Origin of the sequence: Devosia ginsengisoli (genome assembly GCF_007859655.1) — a bacterium.
GTDB classification, from domain to species: domain Bacteria; phylum Pseudomonadota; class Alphaproteobacteria; order Rhizobiales; family Devosiaceae; genus Devosia; species Devosia ginsengisoli.
In genome coordinates this window covers 1,597,880-1,620,479 of sequence record NZ_CP042304.1, presented here as the reverse complement: position 1 = coordinate 1,620,479, position 22,600 = coordinate 1,597,880, and the positions used below count along the sequence as shown (strand labels likewise).

The 22,600-nt window shown below is 60.4% G+C and carries 9 protein-coding genes, 1 tRNA gene and 3 pseudogenes; 6 read left to right on the top strand and 7 right to left on the bottom strand.

Annotated features, from left to right (window positions below; all coding sequences use genetic code 11):
• From FPZ08_RS22295 to FPZ08_RS08010, 4 genes and pseudogenes are all read right to left on the bottom strand, one after another.
• Positions 1–405: pseudogene (locus FPZ08_RS22295) on the bottom strand (VCBS domain-containing protein); the annotation flags it as partial.
• Positions 406–658: 253 nt separating this feature from the next.
• Positions 659–4,057, bottom strand: coding sequence for a VCBS domain-containing protein (locus FPZ08_RS08020; RefSeq protein WP_146289488.1), 3,399 nt, complete (start codon positions 4,055–4,057; stop codon positions 659–661).
• Between the two features lie 587 nt (positions 4,058–4,644).
• Positions 4,645–5,994: an HlyD family type I secretion periplasmic adaptor subunit gene (locus tag FPZ08_RS08015; RefSeq protein WP_146289487.1), complete on the bottom strand. Its 1,350-nt coding sequence runs from the start codon at positions 5,992–5,994 to the stop codon at positions 4,645–4,647.
• On the bottom strand, positions 5,991–7,730 hold the full coding sequence (locus tag FPZ08_RS08010) for a type I secretion system permease/ATPase (protein ID WP_146289486.1): 1,740 nt from the start codon (positions 7,728–7,730) through the stop codon (positions 5,991–5,993). Before FPZ08_RS08010 ends, FPZ08_RS08015 begins: the two co-directional genes overlap by 4 nt.
• Positions 7,731–8,009: 279 nt before the next feature.
• Between FPZ08_RS08010 and FPZ08_RS08005 the strand changes: the two genes are divergently transcribed.
• The 3 genes from FPZ08_RS08005 (at position 8,010) to FPZ08_RS07995 (ending at position 10,289) form a co-directional block, all read left to right on the top strand.
• Positions 8,010–8,085, top strand: a tRNA-Thr gene (locus FPZ08_RS08005).
• A gap of 214 nt (positions 8,086–8,299) precedes the next feature.
• Positions 8,300–9,517, top strand: coding sequence for a tyrosine-type recombinase/integrase (locus tag FPZ08_RS08000; protein WP_146289485.1), 1,218 nt, complete (start codon positions 8,300–8,302; stop codon positions 9,515–9,517).
• A 10-nt stretch (positions 9,518–9,527) separates the two neighbouring features.
• Entirely contained in the window at positions 9,528–10,289 is a 762-nt protein-coding gene (locus FPZ08_RS07995; protein WP_146289484.1) for an NAD kinase, read from the top strand.
• 511 nt (positions 10,290–10,800) lie between these two features.
• Here the strand turns inward: FPZ08_RS07995 and FPZ08_RS07990 are convergent.
• From FPZ08_RS07990 to FPZ08_RS07980, 3 genes are all read right to left on the bottom strand, one after another.
• Entirely contained in the window at positions 10,801–11,163 is a 363-nt protein-coding gene (locus FPZ08_RS07990; RefSeq protein ID WP_146289483.1) for a substrate-binding domain-containing protein, read from the bottom strand.
• Positions 11,164–11,205: 42 nt separating this feature from the next.
• Positions 11,206–11,925, bottom strand: coding sequence for a response regulator (locus FPZ08_RS07985; RefSeq protein WP_146289482.1), 720 nt, complete (start codon positions 11,923–11,925; stop codon positions 11,206–11,208).
• 116 nt (positions 11,926–12,041) lie between these two features.
• Positions 12,042–13,469 carry a sensor histidine kinase gene (locus FPZ08_RS07980; protein ID WP_146289481.1) on the bottom strand — a complete coding sequence of 476 codons (1,428 nt, stop codon included), beginning with the start codon at positions 13,467–13,469 and terminating at the stop codon, positions 12,042–12,044.
• 482 nt (positions 13,470–13,951) lie between these two features.
• On the opposite strand from FPZ08_RS07980, the pseudogene FPZ08_RS23005 reads away from it, so the two are divergent.
• The 3 genes and pseudogenes from FPZ08_RS23005 to FPZ08_RS07970 all read left to right on the top strand — a co-directional run.
• A pseudogene (locus FPZ08_RS23005) lies at positions 13,952–17,521 on the top strand (peroxidase family protein); the annotation flags it as partial.
• Between the two features lie 147 nt (positions 17,522–17,668).
• A pseudogene (locus tag FPZ08_RS23000) lies at positions 17,669–19,021 on the top strand (hypothetical protein); the annotation flags it as partial.
• Between the two features lie 208 nt (positions 19,022–19,229).
• Complete coding sequence (locus FPZ08_RS07970; protein ID WP_186767250.1) at positions 19,230–22,562, top strand: calcium-binding protein; 3,333 nt, start codon at positions 19,230–19,232, stop codon at positions 22,560–22,562.
• Positions 22,563–22,600: the final 38 nt, after the last annotated feature.

The window sequence follows — 22,600 nt, the reverse complement described above, 5'->3', positions numbered from 1 at the left end:
GGCGACCGATGTCGAGCCGGATTCGATCGCGGTGTCCTCCACCGCTGCGAACACGGCACCATCCACCGCAGCATCAATCACCGGCGCGTCGTTGGAGCCGGTCACGTTGATGGTGATGGTGGTTGTTGCGGTGCCGCCATTGCCATCGTCCACCTGGACGGTGAACACTTCGGGGTCGCCGTGGTCGCCTTCGCCCAAGGATTGGGTTGCCAGCCTGGCATTGTCGAGCACATAGCGCCATTTGCCGTCGGCATCGACATGCAGCGTGCCATACTGGCCATCGAGATGGCCAGTGTCGCTATCGGGATCGAGCGGGTCGGCAAGAATGGACCAGTTCAGATCGTCATGATCGGCATCGGTGGCGGTGAGTTGACCGGCGGAGACCGGCACCAGGCCATGGGCCATGTCGAAAATACGCGCGGCCTCGGGATTGGCTGGCGCGCCGCCATAGTAGGGGCGGGCGTGCATGTCGGCATAGCCGGCATCAAAGATGACTTCATAGATGCCGGTCGAGTTCGTACCGTCAACAGGATCATAAACCTGGCCAGAGAAGCGGTCGCTCAGCCCGGCCAGGCCAAAATTGCCCAGCAGGTTGTCATGGATGGACTGCGAGCGAGTGACATTGCCGCTGCCGTCCTCGGTGTACTTGGCGATGACATCAGTCAGCGGCGCACCGTCGGAAAGGGTGATCCAGTTCACATACTGGATGGCCAGATTGACGGCTGCCGTATTGTGGCCAACGTGGTAGTAGTTGTCGCCACTGGTGTAGAAGCTGTCCAGGTAGTCCCATACTGCCAGGATGGCGTCGGCCCGGGTGCTGGTCGCGGGCAGATCGGCCTGGATCAGGTCGAGAACATCGGCGACGCTCTCGGTGCCGGCAGTGGTGTCGCTGCCCAGCATGGCCAGCAAAGCATCGGCTATGACGGTGGTGCTGGGTGTGTAGTTGGACTCGGGACGAACTGCGGCGCCATCCCATGATGCATTGACGAAGGTATCGGCATCGCCGGCCTCGAGCACGCTGCCCGTCACCGGACCGTTGGTGATCACGGGGGCGTCGTTGACCGCGGCGACATTGACGGTGAAGGTCGATGTATCGGACGCGCCGTGCGTGTCGGTGGCTGTGACGCCTACGGTGATGGTGCCGAAGTAGTCGGCCGGCGGTGTGTAGGGAGAAGGCATCGCCGGGTGCGATGGTGATGGTCTCGGGATCGGGGGTGTCGCCACCCGACCAGGGACCATAGGTCAGGGTCAGAGTGACGGTGACCGCGTCGCCGTCGATGTCGCTGATGGCATTGGCCAGGATATTGGCGACCGAAGCCGGGTCGGTGTCGACAATGGCGGTGTCTTCCACCGCCGAGAACACGGCACCATCCACCGCAGCATCAATCACCGGCGCATCGTTGGAGCCGGTCACGTTGATGGTGATGGTGGTTGTTGCGGTGCCGCCATTGCCATCGTCCACCTGGACGGTGAACACTTCGGGGTCGCCGTGGTCGCCTTCGCCCAAGGATTGGGTTGCCAGCCTGGCATTGTCGAGCACATAGCGCCATTTGCCGTCGGCATCGACATGCAGCGTGCCATACTGGCCATCGAGATGGCCAGTGTCGCTATCGGGATCGAGCGGGTCGGCAAGAATGGACCAGTTCAGATCGTCATGATCGGCATCGGTGGCGGTGAGTTGACCGGCGGAGACCGGCACCAGGCCAAGATTGATATCAGCAAGCGCGGCATCGGCGATGTCCTGGGCATTGCCCGGAATATTGCCGCTGATCCAGGGGCGGGCGAGCAGCGCCGCGGTATCGGCACCCATGACGGCGAAGATATCGGCATAGATGCCAGTTGGGGGCGTGACCCCCGTGGGATCAAAATGGTCGCCGGAGAAGCGATCGGCGAGCCCGGCCGCGTTGATATTGCCCAGCAGATTGTCGTGCAGGGATTGTTCGCGGGTCACGTCGCCGCTGCCGTTTTCGGTGTATTTGACGATGACGCCGGTCAGCGGCGCATTGCCGTCCTTCAGATACAGGATGTATTCGAGGCCCAGCCGGATCGTCGCGGTGTTGTGCCCCACGTGATCGTAGTTGCCGGGCAGGTTGGCGGTGTAGAAGTTGTCGAGATAGTCCCATACTGCCAGGATGGCATCAGCACGGGTGCCGCCGCGGGCGAGCAGATCGGCTTCGATCGCGTCAACGACTGGCTTCACCGGATTGCCCGCGGTGTTTTGGTCACCAATCAGGCCGAACAGAGCAGTATTAATCGCTGTGGCATTGGCCGCAGTCGGCACGTAATTGGCATCGGCACCGACGCCCAAGGCCGCGTTCGCGAAGGTATCGGCATCGCCGGCCTCGAACACGCCGCCCGTCACCGGACCATTGGTGATCACGGGGGCATCGTTCGCACTCGTTATGTTAATGGTCAGCGACGACGGTGTGACATTGGTGCCGTCGGTGACGTTGTAGTTGAAGGTCTCGCTGGCGTCAGCCGAGAGGCCGTCCACCGATGCCTTGAGCGTGTAGGTGTATGTGCCGTCGGCAAACAGCTGCAGCGTGCCGTAGGTGCCATCGATGGTCTGCTCCACTACGGCCTTCTGGTCGCCGGTGCTGATACTCTCATCGATATTGATGTCGTTGATCAGCAGGCCCGAACCGTTGATGACCGTACCGGCGTCGGTGCCGTCGGTATCGGCCACGTTGAGGCTGTCGGCCTGGGTGTAGACGGCCGCATTGTTGTTGACGACCGTGATCACCTTGCCGTCGGCAAACTCGATTTCATCGACATTGCGCAGATCGTCGACGCCTTCGGCCCCGCCGTCCACGGACAGGCGGTTGGTTCCCTTGGTGGCGATGCCATCGTCAGCGAGCGCAGTCTCATAGATGAAGCGATCGACGCCAGCGCCGGTGCCGGCGTTGAACAGGTCATTGCCGGCGCCGCCGACAAAGGTGTTAGATACGCCGTTCTCGCCAACAAAGGTGTCATTGCCCGAGCCGCCGATAACGTTCTCGATGCTGGAAAGCTCATCAGTACCGATGTTGTCCAGAAGCCCGAACGCAGTGTTGGCCGTGACAATGACGCCGCCTGTCGTCGCGCTATAATCTACGGTGTCCGAACCTGACATGCCCTCGAACCTGTCGTTGCCTTCACCGCCGATAAACGTGTCGTCACCCTCAGTGCCGAAATAGACCACGCCGACCGGATCGCCGCTGGACGTGTTGCCGGAAACGTCGTCGGCCTTGGTCGTGACGAGGACCGTCTTCTGACCCTGCATCTGGTTGTTGGTGACGTCGCTATCCTCGCCGCGAACCCGGAGTTCGAACGAACCGGTCGAGCTGGCGCTGTCGAAGATGTTGCCGGAAACGGTGGAATTGTCGGCTTCGATGTTGATCAGGCCCGTGCCGACGCCGCCGACACCGCTGCTGCCAGTGATGATGTTGTTAGTGAAGACGATGTTGTCGCCGGCGTTGTTAGCGTTGGTGCCACCGGTATAGCCTTGGCCCAGGGTCACGAGCTGGCGGGCGACATTCTCCGAGTTCCATTGGTTCGGGCTGGTGTCGAAGCCGCCAGGATTGGTCGAGCTCACGGTATCGCCGACCGGCAGAGGCGCGGCGCCACCATAGGTGTTGCCGCCGATGGTATTGCCATCAACGGTGATATTGGTCACGCCAAACTGCCATTCAGAAATGATTGCCGCTTCGCCGTTGGCGATGACAGTGTTGTTGCGGATTTCGACGTTGTCGACATCACCGGTGAGATAGACCGCTGCGGTTTCAAGACCGTCATTGGCTGCCGGAGTGCCGACAATGGTGAAGCCCTGTCCCGGCCCGCCGATCACTACATCGCTGGTGCCATTAGCGATGCGTACCGTGTTGCCGCCGGTGTCGCTGCCCACGATGCTGGTGAGGGCAGGGCCATCGATCGCGACGAGCGTCAGCGATTTGTTGATAACGATGTTCTCAGCATATGTGCCCTGGTGAACGATGATCGTGTCACCCGGCCCCGCCGCGATGATCGCTGCCTGGATGGTGGCGTATGCTTGGCTAGCGCCTACGTGAATTTCAGCCATGGTCTTACTCCGAGAACAAATTGGTTGAATGGGGGTGTGTCACAGCGGCAAGCGGCGGCGTGTGGCGGCCGGTATCACTGGTGGTGAACTGGTGTGGTTGCGCGATCAGGCGCAGGCCCAGGGGCATATCGATGGACGAGAAAAGCCGAGCGGCAGTCTTGCCGTCGGCGATTAGTGCAGAATTGAAGGCAAGCGAAGTCGTTCGCCGCGAAGGCGTTCGCACGTCCAAGAGTGCTGGCACTAAGTTCCCTCCACCCGCGCCCCCGCGGGCATCGTTAAAATTCCCTTAATACTAAGAACAGGATGGGGGGCTTGGTGTCAATCAGGAATACCCAAGAAAGCGGCGAATGGTTACCTGCTTCGGTAAAGCAGGTCTTGAGAAGTACTGAAAAGCAAAGAAATTCAAGGCAACGTAGTTCATTCAGGTCAATCGAGTGACAAGTAAATGAACGTGCCGACAGGGTCGTTTGATGGTGCCAAAATGGCACATCGCGTACCAAAATGGGAGATTTTTGTCCGAATGGTCAAGCGGATGGCCGGCGTGATCCGGATCGCGATCCACGCGCAGCGTGGCGGCAGGGCGGTGATCAATCGTAGACGAAAGCGCTGCCAAGCGAGCGGATAAAGGGCTGCACCAGGTATTGCAGCAGGGTGCGCTCGCCGGTGACCACGGTCACGTCGGCGGGCATGCCGGGGCTGAGATACATGCCTTCATGCAGCACCAGCTCTTCGGAGGGGACGCGTACGCGCATCTCGTAATAGGAGGTGCCGCTGCGTTCTTCCACGGTGGCATCGGCCGCGATCTGGATGACCTCGCCATTGAGCGGCAGGGTGTTGCGGTTGGCAAAGGGCACCAGCGTCAGGTGGGCGCGCAGGCCGACGGTAACGGCATCGATATCCTGCGGGTTGAGCCGGGCCACGACGATCAGGTCGTCGCCGAGCGGCACGATATCCATGATCGGATCGCCACCGCGAATGACGCCGCCGGTGGTCTGGCTGCGCAGGTTGAGCACGAAGCCGTCGACAGGGCTCAGTATCTCGGTGCGGCGCAGCACGTCGCCGGTGGCCACCATGTCCTCGTCGATCTGGGCGATCTCGTTATTGACCTGGGTGGCCTCGTCGGCCACTTCGTTGCGATAGTTCTCGCCGGCCTGCAGCAAGGCGAGGCGGATTTCCTCGATGCTCTGGCCGGCCTGGGCGATCCGTGCCGTATTGGAAGCGATGGCGCTGCGCAGGCGGGCCTGTTCGCGTTGCAAGGCAAGTACTTCGGAGCGCGAGATCAACTGGCGTTCGAGCAGGCTGTTCTTATCGGCTTCTTCCTGGTCGATCAGGGTTATCTGGGTGTTGAGGCCGACATTCTCGGCCTCGATGGCGGCGACTTCGCTGCCGAGCTGCTCGATCTGGCGCTCGAAGATGGAGCGTTGCTGTTCGAGGGCGGTACGGCGGATTTCGAAGGTCTGCTGCTGGTTGGTGACGAAAGCCACCACGTCCGGGCTGGTCGATTCCAGCACTTCGGGCGGGAATTCGATCGCTTCGAGATCGGCCTGCTGTGCCTGGACGCGGGCGCGCATGGCGATGAGGCGAAGCCATTGCTGGCGGCGCGAGGAGAAGGTGGCTTCGGCGCGGGTGGATTCGAGGGTCACCAGCGGATCGCCGGCCTGCACCTGCTGGCCTTCGCGCACATGCACCTGGCGGATAATGCCGCCTTCGAGATGCTGGATGACGCGGCGCTCGGAATCCGGGCTGACCACGCCATGGGCAATAGCGCCGCTGCTGAGCGGGGCCAGGGCAGCCCAGGTGCCGAATACACCGAAGAACAGGACCACGACGGCAGTGCCGAAAAGCACCGGACCGCGCGACAGCTTGCCGATGGTGGGGATGGCGGGCGCCTCTGGCGGGGCAGGGCGGAGCAGGGTGCCGGGAGCGATCGCGTTCATGCCGTTTTGGCTCCGGTGGAAGGCTTGGGCTCGTCGGCTGATGGGACCAGGGTCGGCCGCGAGATGGCGCGCTGGCCGGCCATGTCGCGCAGGACTTCGTCGCGATCGCCGAACTGGTCGAGCACGCCATCACGCAGCACGCCGATCTTGTCGATCGGGTCGAGCAGGGAGGTGCGGTGGCTCACCACGATGATGGTGGCGCCCAGCGCCTTGCGCTCGCGCATGGCGTGAACCAGGGCCAGTTCACCATCCTGGTCGAGGTTGGAATTGGGTTCATCGAGCACGATGAGCTGCGGATCGCCGAACAGGGCGCGGGCCAGGCCGATGCGCTGGCGCTGACCGCCGCTGAGGAACATGCCGCGCGGCCCCAGCTCGGTCTCGTAGCCATCCTGCAGGCGCAGGATCATTTCGTGGCAGCCGGCCGCCTTGGCCGCCGCGATAACGGCCTCGTCGCTGGCAGCGCCGAGCCGGGCGATGTTGCTCTTGACCGTGCCGGAGAACAGCTCGACCGTCTGCGGCATATAGCCGATCGTGGCGCCGATATCGGTGGGATTGAGCGTCATGATATCGGCGCCGTCGATGCGGACGCTGCCGGTGGTGGGCTGCCAGGCGCCGACCAGCAGGCGGCACAATGTGCTCTTGCCGGAGGCCGATGCGCCCACCAGTGCCAAGGCGGTGCCCGGCTCGAGCTGGAAGGTGGCGCGGCGCAGGCTGGGGCGCTCGGCGCGCGGCATGGAGAAGGACAGGTTCTCGACGCTCACGCGGCCCTTAAGGGCGGGCATTGCGATGCGCTCGGCTTCGGCAGGACGCGAGCTAAGGAAACCCTTGATGTTCTTGTAGGCGTCGCGGGCGCCGACAAACTGCTTCCACGAGCCGATGGACTGCTCGATCGGGGCGAGCGCTCGGCCCAGGATGATCGAGCCGGCGATCATGCCGCCGGGGGTCAGTTCGGCGCGGATCACGAGATAGGCGCCCAGGCCCAGGGCCGCGCTCTGCACGGCGATGCGCAGCGCCTTTGATGCGGCGGTGATGGTGGCGCCCATATCGGCGGCATTCTGGCCAGTCTGGCCCATTTGCTCGACCTGCTGGCGGTAGCGCTCGGCCACGGCGCCCTGCATGCCCATGGCATGGATGACTTCGGAATTCTGCAGGGCGGCACCGGCAAATTCGCTGGCCATGATCTGCTGGCTGGTGGCGATGCGCAGCGGGGTCTTGCAGAAATGATCGTTGGCCAAAGCCATGCCGAACAGCACGATGGCTGCAATCAGCGCCAGCACGCCCAGCCAGGGATGCAGCAGGGCCATGATCAGGATGAAGAAGGGCACCCAGGGCGCATCGAAGAAGGGCAGGACCGCAGCGCTGCCGAGATAATTGCGGGCGGTGCCGAGGTCGTCGATCAGGCGACGATGGTTCTGGCCGTCGCGGCGCGACTGGGCAATGGCCTGGGTCAGCACCGGATCGCGCAGCGACAGATCGAGGAAGCGGCCGAGACGGGTCAGCAGATAGCTGCGCACGCCATCCAGCAGGCCGAGCACGGCCAGGGCGGCGAAGGCGATGAGGCTGAGAAAGATCAGGGTTTCGACGCGGCTCGTGGTCAGCACGCGATCATAGACCTGCATCATGTAGATGGGCGAGGTCAGGATCAGCAGGTTGACGAAGATGCTGAACACCATCACCAAGCCGAAGGCGCCCATGACGTTCTGCGAAACACGAAGCGATGACCAGATGCTTTTCATGAAAACCTGCGCGTGCCGGGCCACAACCGAGAAGCGGTGACAGTAAAGCCCGTTATCGCATTCGATCGAACATGAAGATCAAGCATCATTTTCTTCGAAGCGCCACCGAAAATGCTTTCAACGGCAGCAGCGCGGCCTTGATGGGCGGTAGTTAGGCCCGCTACCCTTGTTCAGGCAAGAATAGAACCGAAAGGGAGTTAATGTTGCTTGGTCGCCTGGGGTGCCCATCCGCGAGGAGGGCATTGCCGGATCGCCGTGCCGATGCTAAGCGAGTGCCGCGCCGGTATAGCTCAGTTGGTAGAGCATCGGATTTGTAATCCGAGGGTCGCGGGTTCAAATCCTGCTGCCGGCACCACCCATATCCGCTACCGTAGCTCTCAGGATGGGAGTCCACACCATTCTTGATAACCAAAAAGCTCGCCTTGGCTAGCGGCAATGGTGATAAATCGGCCATTTTGAAATAAAAGCAATTCGTCAACGGTGACTAGCGATCGCTTGGCGATTGACCTTGATCTATCGACGTTCGCGCGGGAAGCGTCTGTCCTTTAGACCTGACCCGCGGAGTATATATGAAGCCCAAAAAGTCATGGAAGCACTCATTCCACAAGCAGATGGCGACGAAAGCAGTCGGATTCTTTCAGCATGCCCTTCGGCTCAAAGGGCGCTGGCAAAATGCCGATAAGGATGACCCTTGGAATCGGGGTCTCGACGATAACCCGAAATTGCGTCGCGAGAGCTTTGACATTGTGCGGACCGTCGCGGACCTCATCCAACTATATACGGCATCGGGGTCTTTCAGGGGGCTCTCGGCCGCATCCAAAAAATCATACCAGTTGTATCTCGACAGCATTTTGACGAAGTTCGGCGCCTCGCCGCTCAAGATGTTTGACGAGCGCGGCGCTCGAACACTAATTCGACAATGGCGGGACAATGAACTTGCATCGCGCCCTAGGACGGCTGATGCCACGATCGCGATACTGCGCTTGATCCTTAACTTCGCCGTTGACGAGGAGTACTTGTATCGGAACCCAGCGGCAGGTTTAGGCTGCATTCACACAATAACCCGACGTGACATCATCTGGACTGATGGACAGATTGCAGCCTTCCTAAGCAAGGCACCGCGGCACCTCTCCCGCGTCCTGCTGTTGGCGATATGGACCGGGCAGAGGCAGGCTGACCTAATCAATCTGAAATGGGAGGCTTATGATGGCAGATACATTATGCTCCAGCCCAGAAAGTCCTACCGAGGAAAACCAGCTCGTCGGGTGAAGGTGCTGGTCGCAGAGGAACTTCGGAAAATTCTGAAGGAAATAAACCTTGAGCAGATTGCTCGAGCCAATGATCCAAATCCAAAGAAACGGCGACCCCAGCCTGACTACATCCTAACCAACTCCAGAGGTATCCCTTGGGTGCTGGAGGGGTTCAAGGGAGCGTGGCGCAAAGCGGTCGCTCACGCCGGGCTGTCCGGTGTAACCTTTCACGATCTGCGTGGCACATTCATCACGCTGTCGCATCGCGCTGGCGCGTCAATCATGGAAATCGCCGAGGCGACTGGCCACGATGAAAAGGAATGTGAACGTATCATTCGCAAGCATTACCTGGCAGCAGGCGGCGAGCCAGTGGTAATGAAACTAGAGGCCGCCAAGAGATTTGCACCGAAGAACTGGCTAAGGGCGAACGCCGAAAAATTTGACGCCAAGGAGCGGCATACTGCGCCAAGGCATCCAAGAATGTCGACTAGGTTCGAGCAAATCAGTGCAGCGAGGCAGGCTCGCCTTGATGGTTAATGACACCCCCATGCAGCAGATACACTTCGTAGCCAACGATACAATTGATGCCAATCAGGCGGCATCTCAACTCCGCATTCGCTATGGCGATCATCCCATCGAAACCGCCGATATAGTGGTGGCGCTGGGCGGCGATGGCCTCATGCTGCAGACGTTGCACCGCGTCATGCATACCGGCATCCCTGTCTATGGCATGAATTTCGGCTCGGTCGGGTTCATGATGAACCCCTTCTCCGAAGACGCGCTCGCCGAGCGCCTGGCCTCAGTCCAGCGTACCCGCATCTATCCCCTTTCCATGCAGGTGATCGACGTATCGGGCAACAGCCGGCAGGCCCTGGCCCTCAACGAGGTCTCCCTGTTCCGCTCCACCTATCAGGCGGCCAAAATCCAGATCATCGTCGATGGCGAGACCCGGCTCGACGAATTGATCTGCGACGGCGTCCTGCTCGCCACGCCCGCCGGCTCTACCGCCTATAACCTGTCCGCGCATGGCCCCATCCTGCCCATCGAGGCGCCGCTGCTGGCCCTGACGCCGATTTCGCCCTTCCGACCTAGGCGCTGGCGCGGCGCCATCCTTTCCAATAGGGCCGAGGTCAGGTTCGTTACCCGCGAGGCCAACAAGCGCCCGATCAGCGCCGTGGCCGACAATGTGGAATTTCATAACGTACTCGAGGTCACGGTGCGCGAAGACCGCAGGCACGCAGTCACCCTGCTCTTCGATCCCGGCACCAGCCTCGAAGAGCGCGTCCTTAGTGAACAGTTCAGATTCTAGGGCTGCCCGTTTGGAAATCGGCCAGATGTTCAATCCCGGCATTTGATGGATTGGATTGAAGCTGAAACGATCCCGCGATGTGGGCCTTCGCCGCTATCTTCAGAAACTGTGCAGGGTTGTCTCCGACCTTTGTGGCCCTACGCGGGGAAAGGAGGATGCGGCCTTGGCCGCTGTGCGCAAGCCGCATAGTCCCATACTGGTCGTTCCGACCGACGTTCGAGCTCTGACCGTCTGCTGGGCGCTAAGCTGGTCTCGAATGGGGTGGTACGGACTGGCGGCTTTTGATGACGTTCGCTCTTAAACAGATTGACCACCTCAACGAATGATCGGAACGGCATTGCCTTCGTGGGCGCGCAACGATGCAAATTCGGGCAGAAAGCCGTCGAGACAATGTCCTGAGAGCGATCCGTGCCAGCCTGCCGGAAACGCTACGAAGACTTTCTCACTTCCAGTCTGGGTTCCAGTGTTTGATTGGCAAGCCGAATTTTGTCGGGGCCGACGAAATCCTGGATCATACGAATGGCCATGGCACCCATCTGTCGGCGGGCATATCCACCGAGGTCAGTGAAGGTCGCAAGAATTCGCTCGTTGGAAGGTTGTCAAAGCCGATGACGGCCATTCGTTCTGGCATCGCCACCTCCAGATCGGTCAAGGCGGCTAAGGTGCCCAGAGCCTGGCGGTCAGTTGCCGCCAGTATGGCAGTGGCCGAAGTGCCCTCGGCCATTAGTTGACAGACCATTCGGTAAGCATCTGCTTCATCGAACGCACCTTCGATCACCCGGCCCGTATAACCCTGGCCTTGCTCCCACAGTCGCGCCTCAAAGCCGGCACGACTGTCGCGGAAATCGAACCAGTCACTGTTGCTGGTGAGCATAATCGGCCGGTCCGCAACACGTCCCGTTTCTCGTTCAGGTAACTATAACCGTTTCCCTCGTAGCTGCCGTTCACCAACGCCATTGTCGAAAGTATCCAGCGCCGACCCCTCTGCGCGCGCACGCTCCTCCACCTGCCGGGCTGCCATGGCGACCTCAACACGGTTTCGTGCCTTCAGTTTGCTCATGAGCGCGCTCATGTAGCTTTTGACGGTGCGTTCGCTGATATCCAGCTCCTGCGCAATTTCACGGTTGGTTCGCGCCTGGACCAGAAGTCCGACGATCTGTTTTTCTCGAGGGCTTAGTCGGACGGCTGCAACTGGGCTGACGCGTCTGCTACGGTCACGCAGGCCGTTCATAACCTGAACCGCATATTGCTTGGTGATATATATGTCGCCTCGGCTTACGGCCGCTACCGCGTCAAATAGCTCTTCGCAGTCGCTATCCTTCAGCACAAATCCTACGGCTCCCGCCTCGAGCGCTTTCAGAGCGGCATCAATACTGGAATATGCTGTAAATATGACGATGCTAGTATTTGGAAACTGATCGGAAATACCAGAAATCGTCCTGAAGATGTCGCCGGGCATGCTCAGATCCATGACCATGACATCGGGGGCGTTGAGTTTAACCAGGTCAAGCGCAGTATTGGCGCATTCCGCCTTGCCGACGACACGATAGGCAGGATCATCCTCGAACAGGCTCATGATCCCCCTGAGCAGCATGGGATGATCGTCAGCAAAGGCAATTGTCAGTGGATCGGGCATACGCGCCTCTACGCACTCTCTACCCAATAGATTACGCCCAAAGAAACCGGTCGTAAATCGCGGTATTGTCTCCGGCGGATACTTGTTGCTCACGCGCTTGCGGCAGCAAAAAGTTGCTATGTGGGGTCCAGCGGGAGCTTAGCCTCCACGACCGTCCCTTGCTCCGGATCGGTGGTAACGGATACGGTTCCCTTGAGGGCGCCGACACGATTGCGCATGGCGGTCAGACCCATTTTTTGTCGTCCGACCCCGTCCGTGACCGGAGCCGACGACTTGGCGCCGCTATCGCGGACTTCGATCGTCAGGATACCTCTCTCTACGAATGCTACGACGGACTTCTCCGAGTCCTTGGCGTGCTTCTGGGCGTTGTTAAGCCCCTCCTGGATAATGCGATAGGCACATATTTTGATGGCTTCCGTGATATGATCTGGGAGGTCTCTCAGGACAACTGATACGCGATCTCCCGTAATGTCCACATGGTGGGAAACGGCCGACCCCAAAGCTTGTTCGAGGGTCAGTTCGCTGATTTCCGGCAGGCTGAGGCCGGCTGACAGATTTCGCAACTCGGTAATGGCTTCTCCCGCAATAGTGCGCAGACTGCTTATCAGGGGAGTCAGCGCCTCCGGAAGCACCTTGAGTTGCTTGGCAATACTGCGGTTAGAAAGTTTGAGCGTCAGCAGTGTCAGCAATTGTATCGGACCGTCGTGCAGGTCCGAACCGATCCGATCCAAAAGCTGTTCATTGGCTTCGCTTGCATCAAGCCTGGCTTTTTCCGCGACCAACCGGAATTCCTCATTCTGGTGGGCAAGTTGCCTTGCCTCCAGCACATGCTGACGAAGTTCCGATCTTTGGGCCACGATGGTCATGTCGCCGCGACGGACAATGAAATACAGTACGGCCAGCATCAGCATGGTGGTGATACACACCACCATCCAGGTTCGTAGCCGGCTTATTTCCAGCTCGGCGGCGAGGGCGTCGGCGTTCTCATAAATCTCGCCGATGGCAAGGACCTGGTCGGTACCCCGGAGATAGAGCGGACCATAGACCTCGATCAGGGCAACACCCAGCGACTGCTCATATGCACTTTCCTGACTGACCAGGTCTTCGTATTCGGCAATGACTTCTCCGCTGGCCGCACGTGTTACGTCGCTGGACACAAATTTCTGGCCGATCAGGGCCTTGTTCGTGCTGTAGATGACGGTTCCATCGACCCGCCATATCTTGATCGAGATCAGGCTGTCACCGACAGGCGTACCTATGAAAAGGGCGTCCAATGTTCGGTGAACTTCGTCGGAAAGCTCGCGCCCTCGCTGTAGTTGCTGCACGTGCGGCTCGAGAAAGCCGGTCATGAACTGGGCGCCCTGGGCGCCCGAAGTCTTCAGCACGCTCTGCTTGATTTGTTCGGTAACCCAGCTACCCAGCACCGCCATTGCAACGAAAAGAACAATGGCGGCTGCGCCCAGAAACTGGCTCGAAAAGCTCAATTCGCGCCAGCGCCAACGGCGCCGGCCTTCAGACCTTGGTCTGACGAAAGGGCTATCCAAAGTAGGTACTCCAATCACCAAACAAAGGGTGAAAGATGGCTCGACCTTCGCGGATAACAATCCGCGTATGTTTCATACAACATTGGCTCCGAACATTCACCCGCTATTGAGCACATGGCTCGGTCGGCAGGGCGATACATGCTTTGGAGGGAAAAATGGCAGTCAAGCTCAATCAACATGACCTGCAGTTCGTTCTGACACAGATCAAGATCGCGGAAGCCCATTCAGCGGGGACGCCGCTCAGCCAGCTCATCACGGCGCCGCATCTGCCCTATGGCCTGCGAACGGTGGATGGCAGCTATAACAACATCCTTCCGGGCCGCGAGCTCTGGGGCGCCGCCGACCAGACCATGCCGCGCATGTTCGATCCCTATTGGCGCAACGATGCCGATGGCGACGAAATGCCGTTTGGCCCACCCGGTTCCCCGGTCGTCGATAACACCGATTATGGCGTCGATGGCGAAGCGAACGCCCCCGGCGACATGACCAATGCTGGCCACAGCGGCAATGTCGCCGACGCCGATCCACGCCTCATTTCCAATCTCATCGTTGACCAGACCCCCAACAATCCGGCGGCTATCATGGCGGCGCTCCAGCACGCCGGCTTCGCGGGTACGGCGATCCAGCTCAACCAGGCCGTGCTGGCTATTTCGACCCCGTATGCGCTCATCCGCGCCGCCGAGATTGCCGATAATCGTGTGGCATCCTGGGAAAAGACCATTGCCGACCTGACCGATGCGATCGCGGCGCTTGACCCGGAGATTCCCGAGGAAGCCGCTCAGATCGGAGCATTGAGCGGTGTTCTCGCCGGCGCGAATTTGGCGCTTGGGCCGGCTCAGGCCGCCGCATCTGCCGCCAATTCCGCTGCGGCCGGCCAACAGGCGATCCTCGATGCGGCAGCCGAATTGCACGGCGTCGAGTTCGAAAGCGATGGCAAGTCCATCGTATTGCCCAACGTGGCCCCGGACGAAGGCCTATCGGCACCCTTCAACGGGTGGATGACCTTCTTCGGCCAGTTCTTCGACCATGGTCTGGATCTGATCAGCAAGGGCGGCAACGGCACGGTCTATGTGCCGCTCAAGCCCGATGACCCGCTCTATGTCGAAGGCGGCTTCACCAATTTCATGGTGTTAACTCGCGCGACCCGGTTTGACGGTCCCGGCGCGGACGGCGTGCTCGGCACCGCCGACGATACCAGTGGGGAACAGATCAACGTCACCACGCCCTTCGTCGACCAGAACCAGACCTATACATCCCATCCCTCGCACCAGGTCTTTTTGCGCGAATACGCCATGGTCATGGATCCCGAACTCGGGCACCTCGTTCCCATGGCGACAGGCCGGATGCTCGATGGCACTGGCGGTGGCCTGCCGACCTGGAAGGATGTCAAGGATCAGGCGGCCGATCTGCTCGGAATCGAACTGACGGATCGTGACGTCTTCAACATTCCGCTGATCCGCACCGACCTCTATGGCGAATTCATTCGCGGTGAAAATGGCTTTCCGCAGGTCATCATTCACGTCGGGCCTGACGGCATTCCCAATACCGACGACGACGAGGTGATGACCGGCAGCGCCGACGCGCCGCTCAACCTCAATCCGAATACCGGTGGGGTCGAGCCGGCGCGCACGAGCCATTCATTCCTCGACGATATCGCCCACAATGCCGTACCGGTGCTCGACACGACCGGTGAGCTGAGGCCCGACGGAATCGGCCTTGAAGTGGACCCCGCCGGCAATGCTGTGCAGTTCGACCCGCTGACCGGTGCTAATCTCGAATATGACAATGAATTGCTCGATAAGCACTTCATCACGGGTGACGGTCGGGGCAACGAAAATATCGGCCTGACTGCCGTACACCACGTGTTCCACTCCGAGCACAATCGGCAGGTCGCTGCGCAAAAGCTCGAAATTCTCAAATCCGGTGATGCAGCCTTCATCAACGAATGGCTGCTGACCGACCTGAGCGTGGCTGAAGTCGCGGGTTTGCCGTCGGACGCTGCGGCTTTGGCAGCCTATGGAAACACCCTTGCCTGGGACGGCGAACGGATATTCCAGGCGGCCCGCTTCGCCACGGAAATGCAGTATCAGCACCTGGTATTCGAGGAATTCGGCCGCAAGATACAGCCGCTGATCGACGTTTTCGTGTTCAACACGATCACCGATATCGACCCGGCCATCTTCTCCGAATTTGCCAATGTGGTCTATCGCTTCGGCCATTCCATGTTGACCGAGGATATCGGCCGCATGTTTCTCAATGAGGAAGGGCAGCCGATCCGCTACGACGCGAACGGCGTCGCCGTGCCCGTCACCGACCCGCTGACCACCGACAACTGGAACAACGATATCGGCCTTATCGAGGCCTTCCTCAATCCCGAGGCATTCGATCTCGGCGGAACGATTACGCATGAACAGGCTGCTGGCGCGATCTTCCGCGGCATGACGCTCGTTCATGGCAACGAGATCGACGAATTCGTAGTGGATGCGCTGCGCAATAACCTGCTCGGCCTGCCTCTCGACCTTGCGACGATCAACATCGCACGCGGCCGCGATACCGGTATGCCCACGCTCAATCAGGCGCGCGAGCAGCTCTACGCGGCGACCAATTCGACCTTCGTCAAACCCTATGCAAACTGGACCGATTTCGCGGCCAATCTCAAGACTCCTGCCTCAATCATCAACTTCATCGCTGCTTATGGCACCCATGCCAGCCTCCTAGCGGCGGGCGACGATGTCGCTGACCGGCGCGCCGCCGCGACCCTGTTGGTGCTGGGCGGCACAGGTGCGCCCGATGACCGGCTTGAATTCCTCAACGGGACCGGCGCCTGGGCCCCCGGCCCGGGCGTCGACGGGATCGCCGGCAATTCTGACGACATTGAAACCGGCATCAATCTCATTGATCTGTGGATCGGTGGGCTGGCGGAAAAGAAGATGCCGTTTGGCGGTTTCCTCGGCTCGACCTTCAATGCTGTGTTCGAGGCGCAGCTCGAAATGCTGCAGGATCTCGATCGGTTCTACTATCTCACCCGCACGCAGGGCCTGAATCTGCTCAACGAGCTGGAAAACAACGCCTTCAGCAAACTCATCATGGCCAATACGGACATGACCAATCCCGGTCCGGACGGCGTTCGGGGCACCGAGGATGACGAGGTCAACTACCACGTTGGCGTCGACTCCTTCGCCAAGCACGACTACGTGCTGCATGTGGATCCGACCAAGCAGGTCGGCGCCGATCCGACCCACGAAGATCCGGCACTCAACGCGCTCGGCCTCACCAAGGTTCAGCGCGATAATCTCGCGACCAGCGGCCCCGATGCGAACTACATCCGTTTCATCGGCGGTGAACATGTCGTTATCGGCGGCACCGAGGGGGACGACACGATCATCGCCGACTATGGCGACGACGCGATCTGGGGCGGCGGCGGCAATGACCGCATCGAAGGTGGCGCCGGCGTCGATCTCATCATCGGCGGTGCTGGCGATGATATCATCACCGACAGCGGCGATACCGGCGACTTCATCAAGGGCGAGGATGGCGATGATGTGATCGCCAACGCCAACGGCCTGGACATCCTGATGGGCGGCGACGGCAAGGACGTATTCCTTGTCGGTGTCGATGCTACCGAAGTCTTCGCAGGGGAGGGCGACGACTTCATCCTGGGCGGCGCCGATATCGACTTCCTCATGGGCAATGAGGGCGACGACTGGATCGAGGGCGGCGACGGCTTCGACACATTGGCAGGTGATAATTCGGAGCTGTTCTTCAATTCGACCATCATCGGCCACGACGTGCTGCTGGCGGGCGAGAACGAGAACGACTTCGATGCCGAGTCCGGCGATGACATCATGGTGCAGGGCGAAAGCGTCATGCGCAATGAAGGTATGCTGGGCTTCGATTGGGCAATCCACAAGGATAACCGGATTGCTGCCGATTCCGACATGAGCATTCCGATCTTCACCAATGTCGCGGCCGACATCCTGCGTGACCGCTTCGACCAGACCGAGGGTCTGTCGGGCTGGAAATACAATGACATCCTGCGCGGCGATGATCGTGGCAGCACCGAAGAGATCGAGCCTGAACTCAGCCTGCGGGGGCACGAGCTCACCCAGGCCGGCGTCGACCGTATCGATGGTCTGCGCGAATTGCTGGGCAACCTCGTCGCCGAAATTCCGCAAGCGGTTCTTGATGAACTGGCGACGATGACCGATGCCCAAGCTCTGGCCAAGCTTGAAACCCTGATCGGCTTCAGTGGTGGCAATATCATTCTCGGTGGCGACGGCCACGATGTGATGGAAGGCCGTGGCGGCGACGACTTCATCCACGGCGACGCCTGGCTCAATGTGCGTATCAGCATACGGGCGCTGGACGGCAACGGCGCTGTCACGGCGACGGAAGCATTCACGGTCGATAGCCTCAAGCAGGTCGTGACGGTGGAGGGCGTGACCAAGCCGCTTTCCCAGTTCCTGCTAGATGGCGTCATCAAGCCCCGTCAGCTCCATATCGTGCGCGAAATCCTCTATGATGAGGACCCCTCGGGCGATGTCGATACGGCTGTCTTTGCCGGCAGCAAGGACTGGTACGAGATCACGCATCTCGATGGTGGCATCGTTAAGGTAGCCCGCCGCGAACAGGAGGAGATCGACCCACAGGTGGACGAGGGCGTGGATACCCTGGTGGGGATCGAACGTATCCAGTTCGCCGACCAGATCTACACGATCCGAGAAACTGGCAATGTCGATCCAACAGGCCGGCTGCAGCTCGGGCCGCTTCCCGCCGAGGAAGACCAGCCATTGACGGTGAGTGCTGCAGCGGTCCGTGATCTCAACAATCCCGACGGGATGATCACCACCATCACCTATCGCTGGCAGATCGAACGCAATGACGGCACCGGCGACTATATCGACATTCCCGGCGCGTCCGGCTCCACGTTCACGCCCAGTGACGAACACGCCGGCCTGCGCATCCGGGTTCTGGGCCTCTATACCGATGGCGGTGGCGTGATCGAGACGGTGACGTCCGCGCCGACTGACCCTGTTATCGGCGTCAATGACCAACCGACAGGCCCGTTGCTCATCAGCGACATGACGCCGACCCAAGGCAGTGAACTGACGGCCACGGTGGCTTTCACCGACCCCGATGGCATGACGGATGCCTTCGAGGAACTGCTGATGACCTACCGCTGGCAATCCGCCCCCAATGCCCTAGGGCCCTGGGTCGACATTGCCGACGCAGACGGCGGAAATCTCCGCAGCTTCACCCCCGGTGCTGATCTGGTAGGCAGGATGCTTCGTGTTGTCGTCGACTACACCGACGACGCGACGAATCCGCACCAGGTCATCTCGGCGATCACCGCGGTGGTCGGCAATCTGGTCATCTCGAACGATGCCGTCATCGTCGGCGACGCCGACGGTCCGCTCAACGAGGGCGACAATTTCGTGCAGGGGGGTGCGGCCAGCAACTCCATAACCGGTCTTGGTGGCAGCGACATCATCAATGGCGGCGATGGTGCCGACGTGATCGATGGCGGCGCCGGCCAGGATACGCTCAATGGTGGTGCCGGGGACGACACGATCTTTGGCGGCGCTGGTGATGACATCATCGTTCAGGGCGTCGATGATGGTGCCGACTCCATTGATGGCGGCGCCGATCTCGACACGCTTCGGATTGTCGAGACGGCTCTTGGCGCCGATGACATCGCCACCGTGACACTCAATGCCGGGGGGGCTCATTGTCGACGTCAACGGGGCCTCGATCACGGGCGTGGAGAGTGCTCAGCTCGATCTGCGTGGTGGCACGGACACGCTGGCCTATGCGGCGGGCAACAATATCTCTGTCGACCTGCAGGCCGGCACTGCCACAGGCTTTTCCTTCATCCGGGGCGTCGAGAATGTAACGACCGGCGCGGGTGACGACGCCGTGCGCGGCAATCTGGTCGACAACGTGCTCGATGGCGGTGCCGGCGACGATACGTTGCGCGGCGGTTTCGGCGACGACATGTTGATCGGTGGCGACGACAACGATCTGCTCTATGGCGAGGCCGGCAATGACACATTGCGCGGCGGCGAGGGTAATGACCGGCTCGATGGCGGCCTCGGTTCCGATACTGTCAGCTACATCGACGCGGCCGCTGCCGTAACGGTGACGCTCGCCTCCCAGGCTCCGCAGGATACGCAGGGAGCCGGTATCGACATGCTGGTTAGCATCGAAAACCTCACTGGCAGCATCCATGACGACACACTGACCGGCAATGGCGGAAACAATATACTCGACGGCGGATTGGGACAGGACGCCATGTCCGGCGGTGCCGGCGATGACACATATATCGTCGACAATGCCGGCGACACCGTCACCGAACTTGCTGGCGGGGGCAATGATACGGTTCATTCCTCGCTGGCATCCCACACCCTGGCAGGCGAGACAGAAAACCTGGTTCTCATTGCGGGCGCGATAGACGGCACCGGCAATACGCTGGACAACCGGCTGACCGGCAATGGTGGCAACAATATCCTCGACGGTGGTCTAGGCACTGACACCGTTGTTCTATCTGGCAATATCGAGGACCACGACTTCGCTCGTGCTGGTGCCATCTTCACTGTCCAGAGCGTCACTGGCGGGCTGGATACCCTGGTCAGCATCGAAAACGTCGATCTTGGCGGCGTGGTCTACAACATGGTCCGGGGGACGAACGCTCCCAACACTGGCGGTGCTGCCCTCAACGGCACTGCAGGCGCCGACTTGCTGCTTGGTTTCAATGGTGGCGACGAACTCCATGGCGGCGAGGGCAACGACATCCTGTACGGCGGCAGGGGAGTGGATTTCATGGCCGGTGGGGCGGGCGATGATACCTACCTTGTTATTCAGGGCAGGGACTTCGTGAACGAGTTAGCCGATGGTGGCAGTGGTATCGACACCATTATTTCGGGGGTTAACCGCAACCTTAATTATGCAGCTCATGTGGTTGGCGATGTTGAAAACCTTAAGCTGATTGGCGCGGCCCTAAACGGGGTTGGCAACGGTCTCGACAACGTCATTACGGGCAACGCAAACAACAACACTCTGAGCGGCGGATTGGGCAATGACACCCTGATCGGTAATGAGGGCGCCGACATACTCAACGGCGGCGGCTGGCACGACATTCTGGAAGGGGGCGCCGGCGATGACACCCTCAATGGCGGCAACGGCACCGATACAGCCGTGTTCTCCGGTCCGGCGGGCAACTATAGCTTCGGTTTCAACGGCACTGCTCTCACCACCGTTACCGATATGGTCGGCACCGATGGCACGGACACTCTTACCAATATCGAATTCGTGAAGTTCGGTGACGGCCCGGCCTTGGCGATCAGCACGGTAGCCGCCGGCATTCCCGGTGTCTCATCCATCATCTTCGGTACCGATGGCAGCGATACGATCATTGGTGGTCCGGGTGAAGACGTCATTATCGGCGGCCCTGGCGACGATATCCTGAATGGCAGTGATATCGGGGACGGCGATGACAACACCACGCCTGGCACCCAGGACGACGACATCTTCATCTGGAATGTCGGCGATGGCTTCGACACCATCAATGGCGGCATGGAAGGGGTCGATGGCGATATCTTCCAGGTTGTCGGCGATAGCGCCGCCAGCGAGATTTTCCGCATCTATACCTTCGACGAGGCGGTGGCGCGGATCGGCTTCACCGGCAGCGACGAGGTTGAGATCATCGTTACCCGCGAGGTGGATGGCGTTGAGACGCCGATCGCCGAACTGACAGAGATCGAAGAGATCGTGATCAACGGAGCCGGTGTGAGCGGCAATGGTCCGGTTGGCAGCGACACGGTCGAGATGTACGGCAATTTCGATCTCGCCACCAATCTGCGGCCCAACACGATCACCATCATCGGCTCTGCCGGCAATGACGTGATCGACATCACCTCGCTGCAATCTGCGCACCGCATCGTCTTCAAGACCGGCGGCGGCCAGGATGTGATCGTCGGCACGTTGCGGCCGCAGGACGTGATTGACCTGCCGGACGGCAAGACCATCGAGGACTATGTCGTGGTCACCAATCCCGATGGCTCGACCAGGATTGCCAGTGATACGCACTCGGTGACCTTCTTCAGCACCGGCGGCCTGCCGCAATTCGCCTCTGCCAGCGATGGTGCCGACGAGGCGCCGGCCGGCAATGATGACCTGAATGACGTGGAGGAACTTTCGACTCCGCCGGCCGGACCGCTGGCCGGTACGATATTGGGCGACATCCTGACCGGGACGACTGGAGGTGACCTGATTTTCGGCCTTGCCGGAACCGACTACATCATTGCTGGAGCCGGCGCCGACGTGATCCGCGGCGATGAAGGCGACGACTTCGTCTATGGCGAAGCCGGACGCGACGTGATCTTCGCCGGGGAAGGGGATGACGACATTTTCGGCGGCGACGACGACGACATGCTCTATGGCGAAAGCGGTGATGACTGGATCGCCGGCGATGCTGGCGACGACCTGATCGATGCGGGCATCGGAAATGACCAGGCATTCGGCGGCGAAGGCGATGATCTCTTCATCGGCCGGATCGGGGACGGCAATGACCTCTACGATGGCGGTGCCGGCAGCGACACGCTGGATCTGGGCTCGCTGTCAGCCGCCCTTCAGGTCGATCTTGGCACCGGGGTAAATGGCCGCGGCAGTGTCACCGGTAGCCAGTCGGGCACCGACACGCTCTACGGCATCGAAAATGTCACCACCGGTTCGGGCAATGACGTGATCACGGCCAGCAATGCGGCCAATGTGATCGACGGCGGTGGCGGCAATGACGTCTTCGTCTTCAGCACCGAGGCAGCAGCCGATGGCGATACGATCCGCAACTTTGAAACCGGCGACAAAATCGATCTCTCGGGCATCGACGCTAACAGCAGCCTTGCCGGAAACCAGACCTTCACCCTGGTAACCGGCCAGTCGGCCACTGCGCCGGGGCAGATCGTGATCACCCATGAGACACGGGAAGACGGGGACTACACGGTGATTTCGGGCAATACGGGAAACGATAACGATCCCGAATTCCGCGTCGAGATCGCTGGAAGCCGCAACATGACGGCCTCTGATTTCAACTTCTAGGCCGATTGACCCGGTCGGCATCCGCCGGCCGGGTCCTG